Raw genomic sequence first — 17,228 nt, forward strand, 5'->3', positions numbered from 1 at the left:
TAATTCCTCTAGTTTTTGGCCTCTAGTTTTTGGATAGCCATGGTGAAATCAGGGTTTTCTTCCAGCGCCTTTTGATAGGCTTCACGCGCTTTGTCATCTTCTTTGCGCGCGTCATGAACAAGGCCGATATTGTACCATGCAGCCCATGGCTGAGCCACGCCGAGGTCCAGGGCCTGCTGGTAGTCAGCAAGCGCCTCGTCCAATCGCGAAGCCAGAAAATAACTGTTGCCGCGATTGAGATAAGCCTCAGCCAACGTATTGTCGATCATCAACGCTGCATCGAAGTCGCTGATCGCCGCCGCAATATCTCCATTCCGATTGTGGATGACGCCGCGGTTAACGAGTGTCTTTTTCCTGTCGCTTCGGGTGATGGCGGCATCCTCTAACGCTTCATCACACGGTTTCGTATTGGTTGAAAAATCATTGGACGCGCTTTCAAAGCACACCGACGCTTCGCTGGCCCCAAAGGTCGAGACGGACATCTGCGCGGCCGCGGGCGAGCCTGACATGATCAGCGCAAATCCTATAAATAATCGTTGCATGAGAACCGTCCTATTAAAGGCCTTTCCAAGCTTAACCCTTACCGGGCTTCGCTAGGTGCGGCTATAGCGCCCTTCTCCGTTGCCTTGTGCGCTGCAACAACTATGTTGGCGGCAACATTCAGCAAATGAGAAAGGCACCTCCATGAGCATCCCCAGGAACGCCGTCATCACAGGTTCAACCTCAGGTATTGGTCTCGGCATCGCGACAGCATTCGCTGCTGAGGGGTTGAACGTGATGCTCAACGGTTTTGGCGATGCTGATGAAATCGAAAAGACCCGCGCAGGTCTTGAGGAAAATCACGGCGTCAAGGTGCTTTACAACGGCGCGGACATGACCAAACCGGAAGAGATCAGAAACCTGATTTCCGAAACGGAAAGCGCGTTCGGATCTGTGGATGTCCTCGTCAACAACGCCGGCATTCAGCACGTATCGCCCGTGGAAGAGTTTCCCGAAGCCAAATGGGATGCAATCATCGCCATCAATCTGTCATCGGCTTTTCATACAACGAAGGCTGTTTTTACAGCCATGAAGAAACGCGGCTTCGGGCGCATCATCAACGTTGCGTCCGCGCATGCGCTTGTCGCCTCGCCTTTTAAGTCTGCTTATGTGGCGGCGAAACATGGCGTACTGGGACTGACCAAGGCGGTCGCCCTCGAAGGGGCCGAACACGGCGTAACCTGCAACGCTATTTGCCCCGGTTATGTAAAAACGCCACTGGTTGAGGCGCAAATCCCCGATACCGCCAAGGCCCGCAATATGAGCGAAGAGGAAGTCGTGCAAAAAGTTATCCTTGAAGCACAGCCGACAAAAAAATTCGTGACGGTCGAACAGGTCGGCGCGCTCGCTGCATTTCTTGCTTCTGACAACGCCGCTTCCATCACTGGCGCAGCCTATCAGATCGATGGCGGTTGGGTCGCCAAGTAATGGCGAAAGCGAAAACGAAAAACATCAACCTCGCATTTCAGGGCGGCGGCGCGCACGGCGCCGTGACCTGGGGCGTGGCGGACAGGCTTTTAGAAGATGACAGGCTCGAAATCGATGCGATCTCAGGCTCCAGCGCTGGCGCGGTCAATGCGGCCGCTGTCGCCTATGGGCTTCACAAGAACGGATGCGAAGGCGCGCGCGAAACCCTGGACCGCTTATGGAAATCCATCAGCGACGCAGGCCGTTATTATAGCCCGGTACGCGCCAACCCGTTCCCAATAAGCGCTGGTGCAAACGACCTGGTAAATGCATTTTCCTATCGGATGTTTGAAACGGTCACGCGCGCCCTATCGCCTTATCAGTTCAACCCGTTCGATATAAACCCGCTCCGTGATATCCTTGAAACTTGCATCGACTTTAAAAGCCTGAGGACTTGCAAAACAACGAAGCTGTTTATCGCCGCAACGAATGTACGTTCCGGCAAGGTTCATGTTTTCAATACGAACGACGCGTCCACCGATGTCGTGTGCGCTTCCGCATGTCTCCCGTTTTTGTTCAAGGCCGTGGAAATCGACGGCGAGCATTATTGGGACGGCGGATATATGGGAAATCCGGTTTTGTACCCTTTTTTCTATGAAGCAAAGTCATCCGACATTGTGATCGTTCACGTAAACCCGATTGAGCGGGAAGAATTACCAAAAACCTCGTCCGAAATCATGAACCGGGTGAATGAAATCAGCTTCAACTCGTCGCTGCTGCGTGAGCTGCGCGCGATAAGCTTCGTTCATAAACTGCTCGACGACGGCTGGATCAAAGATGAATACCGTGACCGGCTTCGCGATATTCGCATACACTCAATTAGGTCTGACCTTGCACTCGCTGATTTCGATATTTCCAGCAAGTTCCGGACGGATTGGGCGTTTCTGACCAAACTGAAAGAACAAGGCCGCGAGATTGCCAACGCCTGGCTTGATGAAAATTTTGAAATGCTTGGTAATGAGTCTTCGGTAGACTTGCAGCAAATGTTTGCCTGAGCACAAAACCGCCGACCACTCCATAACAAGATTGTCATTAAGCGCGTGTCATGACCCAAGCTTAACTACAACAACAAACGATTGTAATTAACTTACTCCTTGCACGGCGCATTCACCCCACAGCGCCAAAGTAAATAAACGCAAGGAGTTAACTCATGTTACGTCAATCAATTCTCGGCATTTCCACTCTAGCGCTGATGACCGCTACAGCCTGCGCCGACGAAGGGACTAGAGCCAGCAGCGATGATACAGCATCCTCCTCAACCGAAACGGCCATAAAAACCAGCTCGCAATCCACTATTCTTGATGCCGCGCAAGTGAAGACAAAAAGCGAAGCAAAACTCTATGCTGAGTCAGAATTTAAACAGGCGGATATCAATAATGACGGTTCTGTCGACAAGAATGAATTCATCGCCTATGCCGCCGTACGTGCGCCAATGAACGTCACCGCAACGCCAGGTGAGCTGGATACAAAATCAATGAGCGACCAAAAATCCGCCATGACAGATGAACCGGAAAGCGCAGAACAGCAATTTTCGGAAATCAGTAATGGCGATGAGAAAATTTCCGAAACTGAAATGGTTGAAAGTCGTGTTGCCCAGTTCGAGGAAGCTGATGCTAATGACGATCAGCAACTCGACCAAACCGAACGTGAGAAATTTATTCAACTTGCACAACTGAAACCATCAGCTGGCACATCACTTTAATATTGGCGTTAAAAAGGCCCCCGCTATATCAAGCGGGGGCCTTTTTGTCTAAAATTCGCCGCGAATGCTGAACTTCACATTCCTGCCCGGCAGAGGCGTAAGGTCTTTCAGGAAAGATGTATGCAACCGCACCTCTTCGTCAGTCAGGTTATTACCTGACAATCGTAGAGATACTCTGGGCTGATTGCTGAACGGACGGAGCGTCAAGAACGCATTGAATACCTGATACCCGTCGGTAGGCAATTCAAAGTCAGTGACATCATCCTGGCTTCCCGCATATTCAAGCTCTGCCCGCACATCAGCAAAAGCAGAACGCGCCTCCAGCCCGATTATGCCAGATAGAGGGGGAATGCGAGGCAAGTTGTCATTACCGGTGACATCGATTGTTCCTTTAACAAGGTCAACAGATGCATCCGCGTGGATATCAAACGTTCCCGCCCGGAATAGCTCACCAGCCGCTTGCGCTTCAAAACCGCGGAACGTCGCATCATTGGCGAAGAACTGAAATACGGGCAACTCGTCTTCTTCCATTCCCGTGGCCGCCTCATAAATGAAGTCGTCATAAGACGTGTAGTAACCGCTGACGGAAAAGGTAAACCTGTCCGTGTTGACGCGGGCGGTCGCCTCAACGCCGGTTGCAACTTCTTCATCCAGCGTCGGATCGCCGATTTCAAAAGCGTTTGTGGCCAGGTGCGGCCCGTTTGAAAACAGCTCCTCAGTAGATGGCGCCCTTTCCGTACGGAACCCGGTCACGCCCATGAAGAAACTGTCGGTGGCCTGATATCCAATGCCGCCCGAAACCGAGAGACCGTTAAACTCACGTTCGAACCCGGTTTCTTCCACTTCGTGATTGGTGTTTTCATAGCGTCCGCCAAGCTCAAACCGCCATTGGCCGACGGAAAGTTCCTTCAAAGCAAATACGCCTAACTGGTTCGTATTTGTCGGCGGTACGAACGCCTCTTCACCAACTGCAGAGAAATCGCGTTTTCTGTATTGTAATCCGAGAGCGCCGTTCACCTCACCGCCAAGAGCATTGAACGGTTTATCGACAAGTTCGAAGCGACCCTCCCAACCTTCGTTAGTAAAGAGCGTGCCGATTTCACCGCTTGGTTCGATTTCAGCGTGCTCATAGTCGGCATAGCCAAAACGAATTTTAGCCTTCCGGAATAAGCCGAAGTCACCTTCAACTTCACCATTTAGATCGAGCCGGCGCTGGCGAAGATCGATGGTGACGCCGCCCTCTTCCTCCTCACCATGCTCTTCTTCGTCATGGTCTTCCTCATCGTGATCCTCGTCCTCTTCATCTTCGTGCTCATGGCCGTGTCCATGACCACCCGGGACGCCGTAGTTTGTATCCATCGCCGTGCCGGAGATGCCAAAAAACCCGTTATCGAAGATGAGAGAAAGGCCTGCAGATCCACCTTTCGTTTCATAGGCTGAGTTTTCTGCAGTGCCGAAAACTTCTTCTTCCTCTTCGTGATCGTGATCTTCTTCGTCTTCGTGATCTTCTTCAGCCTCTTCTAGGGCGCGAAGTCTCTCTGACTCTGCAAACCCTGGAATGTCATAGTCATCGGCATCGCGATAGAAACCATCACCATGGAAAACCAGCGCTGCCCCGCCTAGATCACCCAGTTTCAGATCAAATCCACCCGACGCTTCCACACCATTGTCGACTGTTGAACCTCCAACTCGGAGCGCACCGTCAATGCCTCCCTCAGGTTCCTGACTTGGGATGCGGCCATTAAATATATTGACGACACCTCCTGCAGCAGAAGATCCGTAAAGCAACATTGCCGAACCGCGAACGATTTCAATTTTCTCGGCTGTAGCTGGCTCAACAGCGGCTGCGTGATCAGGACTTGTAGCTGAAGCGTCAATCGAGCCGATACCAGCGTCAAGAACACGTATGCGATCTCCGGTTAAGCCTCGTATGACCGGACGGCTGGCGCCAGGGCCAAAATAGGTGGAAGAGATGCCAGGCTCACGACGCAGAGTTTCGCCAATGGAGTTTTCAAGCCTGCGTTGTAAATCCTCTCCGCTGACCACGGATGTGCTGATAATGGTCTCACCGACGGTCCGTTCAATCGGAGAGGCGGTTACGACAATACGGTCTTCTTCCTTATCGAAGGGTTCGTCCTGTGCGTGAACGCTATTCGAACAGAACATTGTAAGCGTCGCGGCGCTGGACAGCAGCAGATAGTTTTTCACTTTTAAATTCCCTCAAGCCTTTAACCGGCGCATGCGCCGGCATTTACAATCAAAACGTCAAATGTCGGATTGTTATCGGCTTGGGGGTCCACGCGGCCGGGCGGCGCGGATGGTCTGAAGAGCGTGTTCGGATTGCGTGATCTGATCGGCTGCTCGCCAAACAGTCAGTGAAAGCAGAACTGCGACAGCAGCGGTCGCGATCGCCTTATCCACATGAGGCGCAACCAGAGACAAGACGCAAACCTGTCCGCCATGATCGTGCGGGCCATCGCCATAGGCTGACGCGTGAGCAGAAACGAGTATTTGAGACAACGCAAAAACGGCGACAGCAGCGACAAGCACTGCGCCGATTTTAGAGCGCCAATGTAACAACGCATTTCGCGTCATTCCGTCTCCTGCCCTACTGGCTGCAAGACGTTATATTCTCACATTCCGGCTATGTTGTCTATTGAGGGTTAATTCGCCTCGCCGCGATCCACAGGCGCTCCCTCGCTCTCGTCATCCTCAGAGGGAATAGCGTATTGGCCGGTTAACCAGCGGTGAAGGTCAACATCCGCACACCGTTTCGAGCAAAACGGCTCATATTCCGTGTTCACTGCCTTGTGGCATATTGGACACTGCGCTGACTTTTGCGCCGCATTGTCATTGCTCGCTGAGGTCAAAGGAACGCTCCTCCAAATTGTCGCGCCTGGAAAATCTGAACCGCGCGCCGTAGCGCTCTTGAAGCCGCTCATTCCAGGTAGTCTGGCTTTCAGTATATTCGTGGAGAGCAAAGCCCATATCAAGGTTGACCCGTATAGCCGGATACATCTTCAACCGCGCCTCCAACTGATGGATCGCATCCTTTGCAATTGCTTCCAGCGTAAACCGCCTGCCACTGGCCGGCGCTGTCAAAGTTGGTTCAGTAAAACGTTCCAACAGCGATAGGGTTTCGCGAGGTAGGGTAAAACTATACAAACCGGATTTGGAAAAGCTCGCTGCAGAAGCGTTGCCGAGTTTTTCCATTTCTTTTCTTAACGATGCGTTGAAACGGTTGCGCTGCGTCTCCCCTGAAAGCGATGGAAAGTCGATCACGACATGCCCGCCGATACCCCGAAGGCTGACCTGCCTGATCGCTTCCCTGGCAGAGGCCGTGCAAATCTTTTCCCTAAGGCGTGCTGGCGAAGCGGCGGTCAACCCCGCCGTGTCGACGTCTATAGCCGTAAGCGCTTGCGCTTCATCAATGGTCAGAATTCCGCCGCCAGGGACTCGGACGTTCCTTTCAAAGGCGGATGAAAGTTCTGTACTCAACCCAAACTGTTCAAGTACCGGTTGCAGGTCGCTATGATGGGTTACATTAAGATAACCAGAATCTTTCAAGCGGCGGGCAGCGCCTCCATCGTCGATCAAGATAGATGATTCACTTTCACCCAGCGCAACTGCGGCTTCCAGCACAGGGTCTGTGAAAGACTCAACCCGCCCTGGCGTGCGCGCGCTGTTGACAACATCAACAAATTTCAGCGTCGCACCTTTGTGCTGGCGCGCTGGCGATTTCACTTCCACTTCAACCCAGGCGCCATTGACAATTTCACGCTCGCGAGAGGCATTTATAGGAAGATAACCGTCCCGTTCGTCGCCAATATCAATGAAAGCAGCATTTAGCGCTTTGTCGATCGCCCTCACTTTTCCAGTGTATCGCTGACCTTTATGTGGTGTTCGATCTATCTTTTCATCGCCTAGCGCCGGGCCAAACCAGAACTTCCATGCGATGTCATCAATCAAGAATGCGGCGCGAGTGTCCGCAGCGCCGCATTCAATCACGACCCGCGTAGTCACTTGGACCATCCAGCGCCAGTCAACAGATTGTATGTCTCGTAGAGGGGCAGGCCGACGACATTCGAGTGAGAACCGATCAGTTGCACGATATGCTTTGCGAACAAGCCCTGGATTGCATAACCGCCCGCCTTGCCGCGCCATTCATCACTGGCGATATAATTATCTATGGCTGAACGATCGAGCGAGCGCACCTTGACGCGCGTTTCGCATACGCGGCTCATCACGTCGCCGCCAGGCTTGACCACCGCCACACCGGAAAACACCCGATGGCTTCGGCCGGAAAGTAATTCCAGACAAAAACGGGCGCTTTGTTCATCCTCCGTTTTTGGAAGGATGCGCCGGCCAACAGCGACGGCCGTATCAGAACCCAGCACCAGGGCATGCGGATTTTGCCCTGCTACATGCAAAGCTTTCTCGCGCGCCAGGCGTGTAACGTAAACTTCGGGCTTTTCGCCCTTAAGCTCCGCCTCATCAATGTCAGCGGGAATGATCTGATCCGGGGTCACGCCGATCAGTTCCAGAAGCGCTTTGCGTCTGGGGCTTTGGCTTGCGAGGATCAGCGGCGGAGCTGACACCGGCCCGGATTTACTTGAAGCGATAGGTAATACGGCCTTTGGTCAGGTCGTAAGGCGTCATTTCGACCAGAACCTTGTCGCCTGCCAGAACACGAATGCGGTTTTTGCGCATCTTACCTGCCGTATGCGCGATGATCTCATGATCATTCTCGAGCTTCACCCGAAAGGTCGCGTTGGGCAGCAATTCTTCCACTGTGCCCTCAAACTCGAGTAATTCTTCTTTCGCCATTCGCTCCTCAGACCGTACTTATGGGTTCGCGCGCAGCACACCTGCGCCCGATGCGGCGGGAACATGGTTGGCTGCGGCGCGAAAATCAAGGTTTTTCATGGGGATTATGCAAATCGCTGGCGCATTTTCTCGGCCAGATTGTCCCGAACGCTGCGATAGGCGGCGATAATCGCTTCCCGGCCGCCACGCTCTTCCGACGGATTGTCGGTGTCCCAAAACTCTATGGCGGCGCGCGGAAGATGACGGCGCGCCTCCACAGCCGCTTCGGGGGTCAAGGTTATGACAACGTCGAACTTCGACAAATCCACAGCATCGAGCGTCTTCGGTTCGTGGTCATGCATGGCGACCCCCAACTCTCCCATGACAATTTCCACAAAAGGATCCAGTCCGCCCTCGTAAACACCCGCTGAGTCCACTTTGTATGCCTCACCGGCCTGCTTGCGGAGTAACGCCGCCGCCATGGGCGAACGCACGGAGTTCATGTTGCAGGCAAAGAGTACGGATTTTGTCATTGGTTCTGTTTTCTCCGCGCTCACCGCATATGGAAACTGCAGATCAGCGTAAACAAACGCCGTGCGGTGTTTTCATTAAATTCGATTTTGTCTTTGAGGCGTTCTCGAAGAATATCCGAGCCTTCATTGTGCATCGAACGGCGCGCCATATCGATGGTTTCAATTTGCGCCGGCGCCGCATTACGGATGGCGTCGTAATAACTTTCGCAAAGCATGAAGTAATCTTTGATGATTTTCCGGAAAGGCGTCATGGACAGATGCACTTGCCCCAGCGCCTCGCCGCCAGCCCGGCGAACGTCAAAGACGAGGCGACGCTCAACATTCGAGAGGTAAAGCTCAAACGGCCCTTCTCCGGCGCCGCTCGGTTTGAAATAATTCTCCTCTAGAAGATCGTAGATCGCGATTTTTCTTTCATGCTCGATATCGGCGGTGGCCGGCGCAAGAGAGCGTTCGTCAAGCTCAATCTTGACGATGCGGTAGCCGGGCTGGTTGTCTTGTTCGTCAGTCATAGACCTTTCCGAATCGGCAAGACCGTCTTAGCCGGGCGCGCTCTCCACGTCACGGGGTCATTGACGTTTAGGCTGCGTGATCGAATCACGGAACTTAACCTCCTCTAAACCGTTTGTGTTGAGTTAAGTGTGCTTATGACCTGTAAAACTTTGATATCTTCTCTTGCGATCACCGCTATGCTCAGCTCGGCAGCGTTCGCACAAGACCATCAGGAGATGCCCGATATCGCAAGGGCGATGTTGAAAGTCGCCTATGACAGCGGCGATCCGGCAGACATCAAGGCCGTCGCCAAAGCGGTGAAAGCGGTTTTCCCCGATTATGAGAGCGCTATCGCGGCGGACGCGGACGCCAAGCTTGCCGCACTTTCTCCGCCCGAAGAGGATGCTGCAAAAGCGCAGACGGCAAAAGCGACACTCGAGACAGAACAAGCGCAGAATAAGCAGCACGGCGTGTTTGCCGTTTCGCCGTGGGACGGGAAGATTAGCGCTTCGGGTATATTGTCTTCTGGTAATTCTGAAAACGCCGCTGTCGGCGTCGCCGTTGATGCGGCGCGCACGGCCGGTGCCTGGACCCACAACATCAAGGGCTATTTCGACCTTGGCGAGTCGAACAACGTCACCAGCCAAAAGCGATGGGGCGCCTCCTACAAGCTTGATTACAACTTTGGCGAGCGCACCTATGCCTATGGGCGCATCTCCTATGACGAGGATCAGTTTTCCGGATTCGATTATCGGCTGTTCGGCGGCGCTGGTTTGGGTCACTATCTTTTTAAAGGCGAACCCTTCTCGTGGAAGGTCGAAGGCGGCCCAGGCTACCGCTATTCGCCCATCGATATTTCGCGTGAAGTTGAAAGCGAACTTGCTCTGTACGCTGCAACAGAAATCGACTGGCTGATCCGCGAGGGCTTGAAATTCGATCAGGATGTCAATGTCACCTGGACGTCGCCGACGACCACGATCCAGTCTGTGACCGCACTCACGACTAAGCTTTGGGGCGATCTCTCCACCGGGCTGTCTTTCGAATACCGGTATGAGACCGACCCGCCGCTGGGCCAGGAAAACACCGATACGATCGCCAAAGCGTCACTCATTTACGGGTTTTAACCCTTAAGGTTGAGGGTTGGCGGCGGCTGGCCTACATACCCGGCGTTATGGCTGAATTCGTTGTCGCTGCGTTTTACAGATTTACGTCCCTGCCGGACTTTGCGGACTATCAGGCGCCATTGCGCGAAACCGCTGAGGCCGGAGACGTGCGCGGTACGATCCTGCTGGCGCCCGAGGGGTTAAACGGCACTATCGCGGGCCCGCGAACAGGCGTCGATGCAGTTCTCAAGCATCTCAAATCCCTGCCCGAATGCGCGGAACTAGACTGGAAAGAATCCTATACTGACGAAAACCCGTTCCTCCGGATGAAAGTGCGGCTCAAAAAAGAAATCGTCACTATGGGCGTTACTGGGATCGAGCCGGAAAAAAGCCATGAACGCTATGTGGAGCCAGATGACTGGAACAAAGTGATCTCTGATCCTGACACCATCGTTATCGATACGCGCAACGATTACGAAGTCAGCATCGGCACTTTCGAGGGGGCGATAAACCCCAATACAACATCATTCCGCGAATTCCCGGAATGGTTCCGCAAATTCCGTGAAGAGAACCAGTTCAAAAAAATCGCCATGTTCTGCACGGGCGGCATCCGTTGCGAGAAATCGACAGCGTTTTTGCGGTCCGAAGGCGTAGATGACGTTGTGCATCTCAAAGGCGGCATTCTGAAATATCTGGAAAACGTGCCGCAGGATGAAAGCCTGTGGCGCGGCGAGTGTTTCGTTTTCGACAATCGCGTTTCAGTCGGCCACGATCTCGCGCCCGGCACATACGATATGTGCCACGCCTGCCGCCAGCCGATTACAGAAGAAGACAAGACTTCAGAACATTACGCACCCGGCGTTTCCTGCCCGCATTGCCATGACAAATATTCGGAAGAAAAACGCCGCGCCTTCGCCGAACGCCAGAAACAGATTGAACTCGCGAAGGCGCGCGGCGAGATGCATTTGGGTGCTCATCAGCCAGGCTCAAAAGGCTCGAATAATTAAAAACTTTCTCCCCGCTCATCCCGACGAAAGTCGGAAACCAGTTACAACAATAAAGTCGGGCTTCGCCCGGCATTTTTCTTTCACTGGATTCCGACTTACGCCGGAAAGAGCGGATGGGGTTATCATCACGCACAAAACAACTAGATTGTGTGTATGACTAACCTTCCCATGCTTTATTCCTTTCGGCGCTGTCCCTACGCCATGCGCGGGCGGATGGCGATTGCTGTCAGCGGAACACCTGTGCGCCTGCGTGAGATCCTCTTGCGCGACAAACCGGAGGAAATGCTTGAAGCTTCACCCAAGGGCACTGTTCCGGTGATAGTGATCGGCGATCAGGTTATCGATGAAAGCCTAGACGTCATGCGCTGGGCGCTTGAGCAGAACGACCCGGAAGGCTGGCTGAAAACGGAAGATACTGAAGGCTTGATCGAAGAATGCGACGGGCCGTTTAAACACCATCTCGACCGCTACAAATATTCAACCCGCTACGAAGGCGCCGACGCAGAGGAACACCGCGCCGAAGGTTTAAAATTCCTGCAAAAATTGGAAACGCAGCTGGCTGATACAGGTTACCTCTATGGAAACGCGCGGACGCTCGCAGATATCGCGATTTTCCCGTTCGTACGTCAGTTCCGCATCGCCGATATGGAATGGTTTGACGCCGCACCCATCCCGAACGTCCAGCACTGGCTTAAGACCCTGATGGAATCGGAGCTGTTCGCATCAGTCATGGAGAAATATCCGCTGTGGAAGGAGACAGGGGAAGAGTTTGGATTTCCTAACTCTCCATCATCATCCCGGAATTGATCCGGGATCCATTTTACCATTGGTTTGTTTCTGATTGGATTGCGGATCGAGTCCGCAATGACGACTGAAGCTAGGGTTTCAACCGCACCCTAACTGACTTCGCATGCGCCGGAAGACCTTCCGCGTCGGCGAGGCGCGCAGCTTGCCGACCGATTTTATTTAGCGCCGCTTCATCGCAGCCGATGATCGATGTGCGTTTCATGAAATCGAGCACAGACAAACCAGAGGCATAGCGCGCCGCGCGTGCCGTGGGCAGCACATGATCCGGTCCGGCCACGTAATCACCGACAGCTTCCGGCGCATAACGGCCGAGAAAGATCGCCCCTGCGTGACGGATTTTTTTCAGCATCACTTCAGGGTCATCGACGGCAAGTTCCAGGTGCTCCGGCGCAATCGCGTTCACCAGCTCGGGCGCATCGTTCAGAGATCCGACAACAATAATCGCGGAGTTATCGTTCCACGCCGCCTGAGCGATCTCGCGCCGTGGGCTTGCTTCTAGTTGTTCCTCTACCGCCGCAGCGGCTTTATCAGCGAAAGCAGCATCATCCGTAATCAGAACGCTTTGGGATGACGGGTCGTGCTCGGCCTGACTGAGCAGATCGGCGGCGATCCATTGTGGATCGTTTTTGCCGTCCGCCACTACGAGGATTTCGGAGGGGCCCGCGACGCTGTCGATGCCGACGGCACCGAATACCTGCCGTTTCGCCTCGGCCACAAAGGCATTGCCCGGCCCGACAATGACGTCCACCGGCTTGATCGGCCCAGCGCCATAGGCGAGCGCTGCAATCGCCTGCGCCCCGCCGATACGGTAGATTTCACTTACCCTTGCCCGCTTAGCGGCGGCGAGAACCAAGGGGTTCATGTCTCCTTTTGGCGAAGGCGTGACCATCGCCAAGCGGGAAACGCCCGCCACTTTCGCCGGGATGGCATTCATCAAAACGGAAGACGGATAAGCGGCGCGACCGCCTGGCGCATAAAGCCCCGCCGCATCGACGCAAGTCCAGCGCCAGCCCAGCGTCACGCCTGCATCATCCGTATAACGCACATCGATGGGCAGTTGTTTTTCGTGATAGTCTCGTATGCGTTCCGCCGCGAAATCGAGCGCTTTCAGATCTTCAGTGTCGCAAGCCGCTTCAGCTTGGTCGATCTCATCTGATGCGACACGTAAATTTTCATCTGTCAGCGCAAATTGATCAAACTTCGCGGTGTACGCCTTCACCGCTTCCATGCCTTCCATGCGCACTTTCGCAACTACCTCGCGCACGACGCCGCTGACATCCGCGTCGCCGTTGCGATCGCACTTCACATAAGTCTCGAACGCTGAATCAAAATCAGCGTCTGCTGAGTTCAGGCGCAGAGCCATGACTTACTCGTCGTGTTTCGGTTTCGCGCGGGTGCGCCACGGATCGGATATATCCGACATATAGGCGTTGACGCTTTCGACCTCGAGGCGTACGGCTCCGCCGCCAGCGAAATCGAACATGATAACGCCAGCGCCGTCCTCGCCCTTTTCAAACCTGATTGAGAGGAGTTCAACCACCGCATCCTTGGCGTTGGTTCGCAGGTGCTGGAACTGTGCAGACTTTACATCATCGAAATGCAGTCCCGATCGGACGCGAACGAAAGGCCCGGAACGGCGATCAACAGCAATTTCCCAGACAAAGCGATTGGCGACCAGGGCAAACCGTCGTTCATCAGGCAAAAAGGCGAAATCACCCAGTTTCGCCACCGCATCCTGCAGGCAAGCCGAAATGACGCCGAGATCTTCTTCATCGCCCGCCATCAATTTCAGTGGTTTATAGTCTTTTAGAGAAGCCAACGCTCTTTCCTATTCCTTCACCCGTTCGATCAAGGCGCCGCACGCCTGCAGCTTTTCCTCAAGCCGTTCAAAGCCGCGGTCAAGGTGATAAACACGATTGACCATCGTTTGTCCTTCTGCGGCAAGACCGGCAATAACCAGCGACATGGAGGCGCGCAAGTCAGTCGCCATCACCGGCGCGCCCTTAAGCCGCTCAACGCCGCGCACCGTCGCCGTCTGTCCGTCAACGGAAATTTTGGCGCCCATGCGCGATAGCTCCGGCGCGTGCATAAAACGATTTTCAAATATCGTTTCCTTGATTTTGGAAACACCGTCCGCAGTCGCCATCAGCGCCATGAACTGCGCCTGCAAATCCGTTGGAAAACCCGGAAAAGGCTGCGTTATGATATCAACAGCCTTGTATCGTTCGCCGTTTCGTTTAACGCGCAAGCCGTTGTCAAGATCTTCCACATACAAGCCAATTTCCTCAAGCACTGACCAGGCGGCGCCAAGGAGGTCGCTGCGCGTTCCTGTCAGCGTAAGTTCGCCTCCCGTGGCGCCGACAGCCATAATGTAGGCCCCGGTTTCAATCCTGTCAGGCAATACCGCATGTTCGGCGCCGTGAAGGCGATCAACGCCTTCGATGGTGATGGTCGATCTTCCCGCGCCGGTAATTTTTGCCCCCATGGCGTTAAGACAATCCGCAAGATCGGCGATCTCCGGTTCGCGCGCTGCGTTCTCTATGGTCGTTTCGCCCTTCGCCAGCGTTGCGGCTAGCATGGTGTGTTCTGTTGCGCCTACAGAGACGAAGGGAAATGCGATATCGGCGCCGTGCAGTCCATCTGGCGCCTCCGCGAAAACGTACCCTTCATCGAGTTCTATTTTCGCGCCCATTGCAGTTAGCATTTTCAAATGCAGGTCTACGGGCCTGGCGCCGATGGCACAGCCGCCGGGGAGCGAAACCTTCGCCTTACCCTCACGCGCAAGAAGTGGGCCCAAGACATTGAAACTCGCCCGCATTTTACGCACAAGATCATACGGCGCCTCAGTTGAGGAAATGGTCTTTGCATGAAGGCTTAGGGTCGAACCGTCAAATTCAGTCGTCGTGCCGTGCTGCTCAAGAAGACGCATGAGCATATCCACGTCTGCAAGTCGCGGCACGTTGGTTAGAGTCAGCTTCTCATCGGTGAGAAGCGCCGCCGCCATTACTTTCAGCGCCGAGTTTTTCGCCCCGCTGATGGGGATCGTACCGTAGAGCGGCCGTCCGCCGATGATCGCCAGTTTATCCATTTACTCGTCTTTCGTTTCTTCTTTTTGGCTGCCCTGTTTGCGCCGACGTAAATTCGCCCGAAGCGCTTCGGCAAGCCGAGCTTCACGTTCGGAGCTTTTTACGCCAGAGCCCGGTTTTTTCTGGGCCTCAGTTTGATCATCCTGCGATTTATCAGAATTTGGGGGCATGGCTTGCGGACTTAAACGGGCTGGATAGCTTCTCGTCAAGCGCTGCTATGTCGCTGAAAATCAGCTTCCTTCAAGCTGTTCTACCCCCTAAACCCCTCTCCCATGAAAGGCAAAATCGAACTTTCGGGCGATCTGACGGGCGCGCAGTCGTATGAGACAGCGGTGATGATGACGCGCGTCGCTGATGAGGCCGATATTGATGAACTGGGCCACGTAAATAATGCGGTCTACCTCATCTGGGCGCAGGACATAGCTGTCGCTCATTGGCGCACAGTCGCGCCTGAGACGCTTGTGCGAGATTTCGTCTGGGTCGCGCTCCGCCATGAAATCGACTATCGCGATCAGGTGCTTAATGGCGAAACAGTAGAGATCCGAACATGGCTGGGGCGCGCCGCTGGACCCCGCTTTGAACGACATGTGGACATCCGAAAGCCCGGTGCGGTGCGGTTTTCGGCGAAAGTTCTTACCGACTGGTGCCTGATCGACGCTAATAGCCGGCGTCCAAAGCGGGTTGGCAATGACGTACTGAAACCTTTTGGCGTCACGGGCTAGGAACCATTTTTCCTGGGTATTCCCGCTTCCCATCAGCGACGGCCCGCGTTATACCGCCGCCTCTTTCGAAGTCCGCCTCACGGATCTGCTGCCGTAGCTCAGGGGTAGAGCACTCCCTTGGTAAGGGAGAGGCCGAGAGTTCAATTCTCTCCGGCAGCACCATTTCAAGGCATCATTTTTTCAATTGGCAGAACCAGGATTGCGCTAGCGCCCAGTTTTTTCAAATCTTCAAGCGTGTTCCAAAACACGCTTTCGCGGCAAACCGCATGAATTGCGACCTTTCCCGAACTGCCGGCCAGCTCCAGCACTGTTGGCGCATCAGCCCCGGGCAGGTTTTCTGTTATAGCCGCAACTGCATCGCGCGGCGCATTCATCATGATGTATTTCGCATCGCGCGAAGTTATCACGCCGTTGATCCGTTTTAGCAGCGCTTCAAAAACCGTCTGTTTTTCAGGCGAGAACGGCGCTTTGCGCCGGATCAGCGTTGCCTCAGACTCAAAGACTGTAGCAACGGGCTTCATTCCGTTGGCGTCAAGCGTAGCGCCTGTGGAGACGATATCGCATACCGCTTCAGCGATTTTCAGCCGTGGCGCAACCTCAACAGATCCTTTCATCATGACAGGCCGTGCTTTAACATTCTGCTTTTTCAGCCAAGCACCGGTCAAACCTGGGTAGGACGTAGCTATACGTCTACCCTCAAGCATTTCCACACCTTCGAATGTCCAATCCTTTGGCGCGGCCAGCATCAATTTGCAACGCGCAAATCCGAGCGGCATGACCTCTTCAGCGGGCTGTTCACGGGTTATCTGCAGGCAGTCTTCTTCAAAGACATTTTGGCCTACAATCCCTATATCGCAAGCGTCATCAGCCACGAATGAGGGTATGTCATCATCACGCAACAAGAGCACGTCGATGGGTAATTCCTGAACGCGTCCATAAAGTTTATCCTTGCCGCGAGAAATTTTGAGCCCGCACTGTTTAAGTAGCTCAAAACTTCCTTCGGACAGGCGTCCGGATTTCTGGATTGCGATGCGCAATCGCTCCTCACTCATCTTACTTTCTCCATAACTCTAGGAAAGGCGGTCAAGCATCAGCCTGTAGCCCTGATGCTTTTCCTCACGCAGGAAGCGCGCTACCCGGCCAACGGTCGTAGTGGAAGCGCCTGTTATTGCCGCTATTTCACGATATGACCTCTCACCTGCGTCAAGCATGCGGGCAATGCGCCATCGCTCCGCGAATGCTTCCAGTTCTGCTGGCGTCGCCAGGTCGGAAAAGAAACGCTCAACCTCATTTTTGGTCTCAAGCGCTGCTATAACGGCGAACAGTTCGCTAAATCCTTTTTTATTTGGCATTTGTGTAGACCGTTAAATAAATAATCAGGTCGCACCTCAAATTCTGCAACCGTATGACTGTATTATCACGCTAATACACTTTAAATGAAAGGTGTCAACAACCCGAGCTGGAAAA

The 17,228-nt window shown here is 54.0% G+C and carries 21 protein-coding genes and 1 tRNA gene; 8 read left to right on the forward strand and 14 right to left on the reverse strand.

Annotated elements, in window-relative coordinates; all coding sequences use genetic code 11:
* Positions 1-8 precede the first annotated feature (8 nt).
* Positions 9-542 (reverse strand): tetratricopeptide repeat protein, encoded by a 534-nt coding sequence (locus PUV54_RS14710; RefSeq protein WP_274493032.1) that lies wholly within the window; start codon positions 540-542, stop codon positions 9-11.
* A gap of 142 nt (positions 543-684) precedes the next feature.
* Between PUV54_RS14710 and PUV54_RS14715 the strand changes: the two genes are divergently transcribed.
* The 3 genes from PUV54_RS14715 to PUV54_RS14725 all read left to right on the forward strand — a co-directional run bounded on the left by PUV54_RS14715 (position 685) and on the right by PUV54_RS14725 (position 3,208).
* Positions 685-1,467 carry a 3-hydroxybutyrate dehydrogenase gene (locus PUV54_RS14715; RefSeq protein ID WP_274493033.1) on the forward strand — a complete coding sequence of 261 codons (783 nt, stop codon included), beginning with the start codon at positions 685-687 and terminating at the stop codon, positions 1,465-1,467.
* Positions 1,467-2,501, forward strand: a complete 1,035-nt coding sequence (locus PUV54_RS14720; RefSeq protein ID WP_274493034.1) for a patatin-like phospholipase family protein — start codon at positions 1,467-1,469, stop codon at positions 2,499-2,501. Before PUV54_RS14715 ends, PUV54_RS14720 begins: the two co-directional genes overlap by 1 nt.
* A 155-nt stretch (positions 2,502-2,656) precedes the next feature.
* Entirely contained in the window at positions 2,657-3,208 is a 552-nt protein-coding gene (locus PUV54_RS14725; RefSeq protein ID WP_274493035.1) for an EF-hand domain-containing protein, read from the forward strand.
* A 48-nt stretch (positions 3,209-3,256) separates the two neighbouring features.
* On the opposite strand, the gene PUV54_RS14730 is transcribed toward PUV54_RS14725, so the two are convergent.
* From PUV54_RS14730 to PUV54_RS14765, 8 genes are all read right to left on the reverse strand, one after another.
* Positions 3,257-5,416 (reverse strand): TonB-dependent receptor, encoded by a 2,160-nt coding sequence (locus tag PUV54_RS14730; RefSeq protein ID WP_274493037.1) that lies wholly within the window; start codon positions 5,414-5,416, stop codon positions 3,257-3,259.
* Positions 5,417-5,488: 72 nt separating this feature from the next.
* Entirely contained in the window at positions 5,489-5,803 is a 315-nt protein-coding gene (locus PUV54_RS14735) for a hypothetical protein (RefSeq protein WP_274493038.1), read from the reverse strand.
* Between the two features lie 68 nt (positions 5,804-5,871).
* A complete protein-coding gene (locus tag PUV54_RS14740; protein ID WP_420797880.1) occupies positions 5,872-6,078 on the reverse strand; it encodes a DNA gyrase inhibitor YacG in 207 nt (68 codons plus the stop codon).
* Positions 6,059-7,231 (reverse strand): ribonuclease E/G, encoded by a 1,173-nt coding sequence (locus PUV54_RS14745; protein WP_274493041.1) that lies wholly within the window; start codon positions 7,229-7,231, stop codon positions 6,059-6,061. Before PUV54_RS14745 ends, PUV54_RS14740 begins: the two co-directional genes overlap by 20 nt.
* A complete protein-coding gene (locus PUV54_RS14750) occupies positions 7,228-7,806 on the reverse strand; it encodes a Maf family protein (RefSeq protein WP_274493042.1) in 579 nt (192 codons plus the stop codon). The genes PUV54_RS14745 and PUV54_RS14750 overlap by 4 nt, the downstream gene beginning before the upstream one ends.
* A gap of 10 nt (positions 7,807-7,816) precedes the next feature.
* Positions 7,817-8,035, reverse strand: coding sequence for a translation initiation factor IF-1 (infA, locus tag PUV54_RS14755; RefSeq protein ID WP_104830882.1), 219 nt, complete (start codon positions 8,033-8,035; stop codon positions 7,817-7,819).
* Positions 8,036-8,139: 104 nt separating this feature from the next.
* The gene (locus PUV54_RS14760) at positions 8,140-8,547 is read right to left on the reverse strand and encodes an arsenate-mycothiol transferase ArsC (protein ID WP_274493044.1); all 408 of its coding nucleotides are present in this window, start codon (positions 8,545-8,547) and stop codon (positions 8,140-8,142) included.
* A 20-nt stretch (positions 8,548-8,567) separates the two neighbouring features.
* Positions 8,568-9,056: a UPF0262 family protein gene (locus PUV54_RS14765; RefSeq protein ID WP_274493045.1), complete on the reverse strand. Its 489-nt coding sequence runs from the start codon at positions 9,054-9,056 to the stop codon at positions 8,568-8,570.
* Between the two features lie 135 nt (positions 9,057-9,191).
* On the opposite strand from PUV54_RS14765, the gene PUV54_RS14770 reads away from it, so the two are divergent.
* From PUV54_RS14770 to PUV54_RS14780, 3 genes are all read left to right on the forward strand, one after another.
* The gene (locus PUV54_RS14770; protein ID WP_274493046.1) at positions 9,192-10,160 is read left to right on the forward strand and encodes a DUF481 domain-containing protein; all 969 of its coding nucleotides are present in this window, start codon (positions 9,192-9,194) and stop codon (positions 10,158-10,160) included.
* Between the two features lie 47 nt (positions 10,161-10,207).
* Complete coding sequence (gene trhO, locus PUV54_RS14775) at positions 10,208-11,146, forward strand: oxygen-dependent tRNA uridine(34) hydroxylase TrhO (RefSeq protein WP_274493047.1); 939 nt, start codon at positions 10,208-10,210, stop codon at positions 11,144-11,146.
* Between the two features lie 153 nt (positions 11,147-11,299).
* Positions 11,300-11,953, forward strand: a complete 654-nt coding sequence (locus tag PUV54_RS14780) for a glutathione S-transferase (protein ID WP_274493049.1) — start codon at positions 11,300-11,302, stop codon at positions 11,951-11,953.
* A 70-nt stretch (positions 11,954-12,023) separates the two neighbouring features.
* Here the strand turns inward: PUV54_RS14780 and hisD are convergent, their stop codons facing one another.
* From hisD to murA, 3 genes are read right to left on the reverse strand one after another with little or no spacing between them, the layout of a single operon-like run.
* Entirely contained in the window at positions 12,024-13,316 is a 1,293-nt protein-coding gene (gene hisD, locus PUV54_RS14785) for a histidinol dehydrogenase (protein WP_274493051.1), read from the reverse strand.
* A gap of 3 nt (positions 13,317-13,319) precedes the next feature.
* A complete protein-coding gene (locus tag PUV54_RS14790; protein ID WP_274493053.1) occupies positions 13,320-13,772 on the reverse strand; it encodes a DUF2948 family protein in 453 nt (150 codons plus the stop codon).
* Positions 13,773-13,781: 9 nt separating this feature from the next.
* Positions 13,782-15,041 (reverse strand): UDP-N-acetylglucosamine 1-carboxyvinyltransferase, encoded by a 1,260-nt coding sequence (gene murA / locus PUV54_RS14795; RefSeq protein ID WP_274493054.1) that lies wholly within the window; start codon positions 15,039-15,041, stop codon positions 13,782-13,784.
* Between the two features lie 270 nt (positions 15,042-15,311).
* Between murA and PUV54_RS14800 the strand changes: the two genes are divergently transcribed.
* Together PUV54_RS14800 and PUV54_RS14805 are read left to right on the forward strand one after the other, a co-directional pair.
* On the forward strand, positions 15,312-15,761 hold the full coding sequence (locus PUV54_RS14800; protein WP_274493056.1) for an acyl-CoA thioesterase: 450 nt from the start codon (positions 15,312-15,314) through the stop codon (positions 15,759-15,761).
* A gap of 87 nt (positions 15,762-15,848) precedes the next feature.
* A tRNA-Thr gene (locus PUV54_RS14805) sits at positions 15,849-15,923 on the forward strand.
* 2 nt (positions 15,924-15,925) lie between these two features.
* Here the strand turns inward: PUV54_RS14805 and hisG are convergent.
* Both hisG and PUV54_RS14815 read right to left on the reverse strand, forming a co-directional pair.
* Complete coding sequence (gene hisG / locus PUV54_RS14810) at positions 15,926-16,813, reverse strand: ATP phosphoribosyltransferase (protein ID WP_274493057.1); 888 nt, start codon at positions 16,811-16,813, stop codon at positions 15,926-15,928.
* Positions 16,814-16,831: 18 nt separating this feature from the next.
* A complete protein-coding gene (locus tag PUV54_RS14815; protein WP_274493058.1) occupies positions 16,832-17,113 on the reverse strand; it encodes a YerC/YecD family TrpR-related protein in 282 nt (93 codons plus the stop codon).
* Positions 17,114-17,228 lie beyond the last annotated feature (115 nt).

The organism is Hyphococcus flavus, assembly GCF_028748065.1.
GTDB lineage: Bacteria > Pseudomonadota > Alphaproteobacteria > Caulobacterales > Parvularculaceae > Hyphococcus > Hyphococcus flavus.

Excerpts from the sequence above, each read along its gene's own strand:
- PUV54_RS14710 (WP_274493032.1), bottom strand. The coding sequence starts at position 542 with ATGCAACGATTATTTATAGGATTTGCGCTGATCATGTCAGGCTCGCCC.
- PUV54_RS14715 (WP_274493033.1), top strand. The coding sequence starts at position 685 with ATGAGCATCCCCAGGAACGCCGTCATCACAGGTTCAACCTCAGGTATT.
- PUV54_RS14720 (WP_274493034.1), top strand. The coding sequence starts at position 1,467 with ATGGCGAAAGCGAAAACGAAAAACATCAACCTCGCATTTCAGGGCGGC.
- PUV54_RS14725 (WP_274493035.1), top strand. The coding sequence starts at position 2,657 with ATGTTACGTCAATCAATTCTCGGCATTTCCACTCTAGCGCTGATGACC.
- PUV54_RS14735 (WP_274493038.1), bottom strand. The coding sequence starts at position 5,803 with ATGACGCGAAATGCGTTGTTACATTGGCGCTCTAAAATCGGCGCAGTG.
- infA (WP_104830882.1), bottom strand. The coding sequence starts at position 8,035 with ATGGCGAAAGAAGAATTACTCGAGTTTGAGGGCACAGTGGAAGAATTG.
- PUV54_RS14760 (WP_274493044.1), bottom strand. The coding sequence starts at position 8,547 with ATGACAAAATCCGTACTCTTTGCCTGCAACATGAACTCCGTGCGTTCG.
- PUV54_RS14765 (WP_274493045.1), bottom strand. The coding sequence starts at position 9,056 with ATGACTGACGAACAAGACAACCAGCCCGGCTACCGCATCGTCAAGATT.
- PUV54_RS14770 (WP_274493046.1), top strand. The coding sequence starts at position 9,192 with ATGACCTGTAAAACTTTGATATCTTCTCTTGCGATCACCGCTATGCTC.
- trhO (WP_274493047.1), top strand. The coding sequence starts at position 10,208 with ATGGCTGAATTCGTTGTCGCTGCGTTTTACAGATTTACGTCCCTGCCG.
- PUV54_RS14780 (WP_274493049.1), top strand. The coding sequence starts at position 11,300 with ATGACTAACCTTCCCATGCTTTATTCCTTTCGGCGCTGTCCCTACGCC.
- hisD (WP_274493051.1), bottom strand. The coding sequence starts at position 13,316 with ATGGCTCTGCGCCTGAACTCAGCAGACGCTGATTTTGATTCAGCGTTC.
- murA (WP_274493054.1), bottom strand. The coding sequence starts at position 15,041 with ATGGATAAACTGGCGATCATCGGCGGACGGCCGCTCTACGGTACGATC.
- PUV54_RS14800 (WP_274493056.1), top strand. The coding sequence starts at position 15,312 with ATGAAAGGCAAAATCGAACTTTCGGGCGATCTGACGGGCGCGCAGTCG.
- hisG (WP_274493057.1), bottom strand. The coding sequence starts at position 16,813 with ATGAGTGAGGAGCGATTGCGCATCGCAATCCAGAAATCCGGACGCCTG.
- PUV54_RS14815 (WP_274493058.1), bottom strand. The coding sequence starts at position 17,113 with ATGCCAAATAAAAAAGGATTTAGCGAACTGTTCGCCGTTATAGCAGCG.